Below are 3,279 nucleotides of genomic sequence, written 5' to 3' on the forward strand. Positions count from 1 at the left end.
TATTGTAAGTTTTTAAAACAGAAATACGTTTCCACCAGGGCAGTATCATGTGAGTTTTACCGGGCTGATCCCAAAGCATTCCCCTCTCAAAACTTGGATATGCATTGGGTATAGATCCAAAGTTGTTCCAATTTATTAATCGCTATCAATAACGCGGTTCACCAACAGGCAAGAAAGTAAATTTCTAAGCTAAATAAAGATCGGAGCTTCAAATACCTACTTATTGAAATCCTCGAAAAAAGTAATTAAGCTAAAATAATTAGAAGGGAGAGAATATTTCATCATCCCATAAAAGGAATTATGCCATGTCCGACATGATTAAAAGCATCAAGCAAATATTTACCGACCAAATCTTCTACGTTCCTGACTATCAGCGTGGTTATGCCTGGGAAGAACAGCAGTGTCAAGATCTTATCGATGATTTAGAGCTATTACGCCCGGAAACTGGACGGCACTATACCGGTACTCTCGTCGTTAGATCAACTGATGGAAATAACTCAAAACCTTTTATTGATGCAAATATGCAGGAATACAAATCCTTTGACATTATAGATGGTCAACAACGCCTCACTACTGTCGTTATTCTCCTTAAAGCCATTTATGATCAAATGCTAACGTTACCACAATGTAAGAATTTAGCTCCAGGACTGAAGGATATTTACCTATATATTTCTGACCGTAATGGACAACCCTTTTCAAAATTAAAACTCGGCCGAGATAGCCAGGATTTTTTCGAAAACAATATCCTAATGTTGCGCTCTGGCAGTACTGGTCCTTTAATCCGTTCTCATCAAAGATTGCTTGAAGCTAGCGAAAAATTTACTAAATTTCTTTTAGCAAAAAAAATATCGGAAGATAAAAATTATCCTGTCTGGCTGCAGACATTTTATGGAAAAGTGATTAATCAACTTAAATTGATCCTTTACCCTGTCACAGATGAATTAGATGCAGGTGTCATTTTTGAGACAATGAATGACCGGGGTAAACCACTTACGGAAATGGAAAAAGTTAAGAATCATTTATTGTATCTTTCTGCGAAATTAGAAGTTCCCGATGAGGATCATCCATTAAATCGACGAATAAATGAAACCTGGAAATTTGTTTATGAAAAGCTAATGTTTGCCAGCCTTGCTGGACGTGCAAATGAAGACCAATTACTTCGCTCTCATTGGCTGATGGCTTACAATCACGATGTTTCGCAGTGGGAAAATGCTCGATCAATAAAAAGCCGTTTCAACTTAAAAACATACCACAACAGAGACAAGGAATTACTCAACGATCTGCTTGCGTACCTAGACGGCCTTCAAAAAGCTGCAGTTGCCTATTGTGATATTTTTTCACCACATCTCCCAACCGCTTTTAACCACTTCAAAGATCCTTTAATTCGGCAACAGGTGATTTTATGGAGCAAAAAGATCACGCGCCAGGGTGTACGCGCAGCATATATTCCTCTACTCATTGCTCTGCATCAGGAACCCGATGATAGTGGTCAATCGTACTTGGAAGTTGTGCAGTTACTCGAAAAATTCACTTTTCGGGTTTTTACACTAAAACGTACGCGTTCTAATGCAGGACAAACGAGCTTCTTCTATCTGGGTTACCAGTTTCACCAAAGCCATAATTCATCCTGGTTGGTTGATGAGATTGGGCAATTATTGATTTTGTATTCTCCCAAAAAAGAATATGAAAATGCTTTTGATAATGAAAAAGAGAATTGGTATGAATGGAACGGGATTAACCATTTCCTCTACGAATACGAACATCATTTAGCCGGCGGTCGACCAGTTGAATTGACTTGGGAGACTCTCACAACCCGTTCTCGGGCAAGCTCTATTGAGCATATCCTCCCTCAAACTCCTACAGATGATGCCTGGTTAGATAGATTTTCCCTTGAACAAAGACAACGCTGGACTAATGATTTTGCGAATTTAACACTAACTTATGATAATAGTGGACTTGGGAATCTACGATTTTCTGAGAAAAAAGGTGCCCCTGGTAAAAAAGGGACGTACGCCAACTCTCCGCTGTTTGTAGAAAAAGAAATCGCTAGTTATGAAGACTGGAATGAAACTAGCTTGCTTGATAGGCGAAATAAACTCAAAGTGTGGGCACTTGAACGTTGGAAAGTGGATGTGGAACCCCGACCAAAACAGACACAAAATACAATCGAGAGTAAGGTTGCATATGCTGAACAATTCGGTTTTGGGGAAGAGCTAGATGCGATCCACAAACACCTCGGACGACTTGGAATGTGGCCAACGATCCGAAAAGGATTGCAATATCGCAGCCCTCACAATTTTCGGTTAAGCATGTTTGTCATATACATATATAGCAATGGACTCGGTATCAATTTCTATCCCGAAAATTTCACAACCTATCCTAAGGTTACAATTGATGAGGCAAGAGAATTAATAGGGCTTAAGAGAGGTTGGAATTGGTTGAAACCAAGCGATATACCAGAATTTCTAGAAGGTCTTGATCGTTTTGAGAAACGTGTGAAGGTCCAAAAATCTGATTAATTGAAGTCAACGATATCAAATGATCAACCCATCAAACGTTTTATCTGAAGTTTTGCGAGATTTTATTAAATCTACACATTGGACGTATGCGAAAACCATGCCAAAATGGCCTCATGAATACATTGTTCGAGAAAGGGTAGACGAGAAACTTTTCATCGATTTGGTTACTCACATTCGAACATATGGTTATACCAGCAAGTTTTACAAGAAAGAAATCGTGTACTTTGAAGAAGACGGACTCATCTATTGGACAATGGGCGCTCCCATAGAGGAAACAACGATTATCAATCGATGTAAAAAAGAAAATTCGTATGAGTACCGTCTAGAAAACAATTCTCTCCCAGATTAATTACTGTATTAAACAGTCAGGCATATCCACAAATATTCCTTTTTCAGTCGTCGAATTACAACCTGTTTTATAAATTGTTTAGATGTTTACAACCATGCTAATAAAATATGTCAAATCAGCATGGTTGTAAAATAGTCTTGATTATTTCAATTCCCCTAATTTTTCCCAATAAGGTTCTTCCGCAGGCGAGTCTTCTTTAAACCGATAGATGGGTTCATAATATACATCACCGTTCTTCAAATCCTTGGACACATTGGATATGGCGATCACCCGACGAACTTCGTGACGGATGCCGATCTGTACCAGCAAATCAACCGCATCACAAATCATCTGATTGGCTTCGTGTGGCTTTACTCCAGCATCCGCACCCATGACTGTCGCTAAACGGCGAGCTGCTTCGCGCGGACTGTC

General features: G+C 39.2%; 2 protein-coding genes and 1 pseudogene. 2 read left to right on the forward strand and 1 reads right to left on the reverse strand.

Features of this window, described 5'->3' with window-relative positions:
* Positions 1-305 precede the first annotated feature (305 nt).
* On the forward strand, positions 306-2,519 hold the full coding sequence (locus PLK24_RS09970) for a DUF262 domain-containing protein (RefSeq protein ID WP_324478722.1): 2,214 nt from the start codon (positions 306-308) through the stop codon (positions 2,517-2,519).
* Positions 2,520-2,616: 97 nt separating this feature from the next.
* Positions 2,617-2,868 (forward strand): hypothetical protein, encoded by a 252-nt coding sequence (locus tag PLK24_RS09975; RefSeq protein WP_324478724.1) that lies wholly within the window; start codon positions 2,617-2,619, stop codon positions 2,866-2,868.
* Between the two features lie 141 nt (positions 2,869-3,009).
* On the opposite strand, the pseudogene PLK24_RS09980 reads toward PLK24_RS09975, so the two are convergent.
* Positions 3,010-3,279 (reverse strand): annotated as a pseudogene (locus PLK24_RS09980) (hypothetical protein); the annotation flags it as partial.

This window comes from Atribacter sp., assembly GCF_035418125.1.
GTDB classification, from domain to species: domain Bacteria; phylum Atribacterota; class Atribacteria; order Atribacterales; family Atribacteraceae; genus Atribacter; species Atribacter allofermentans.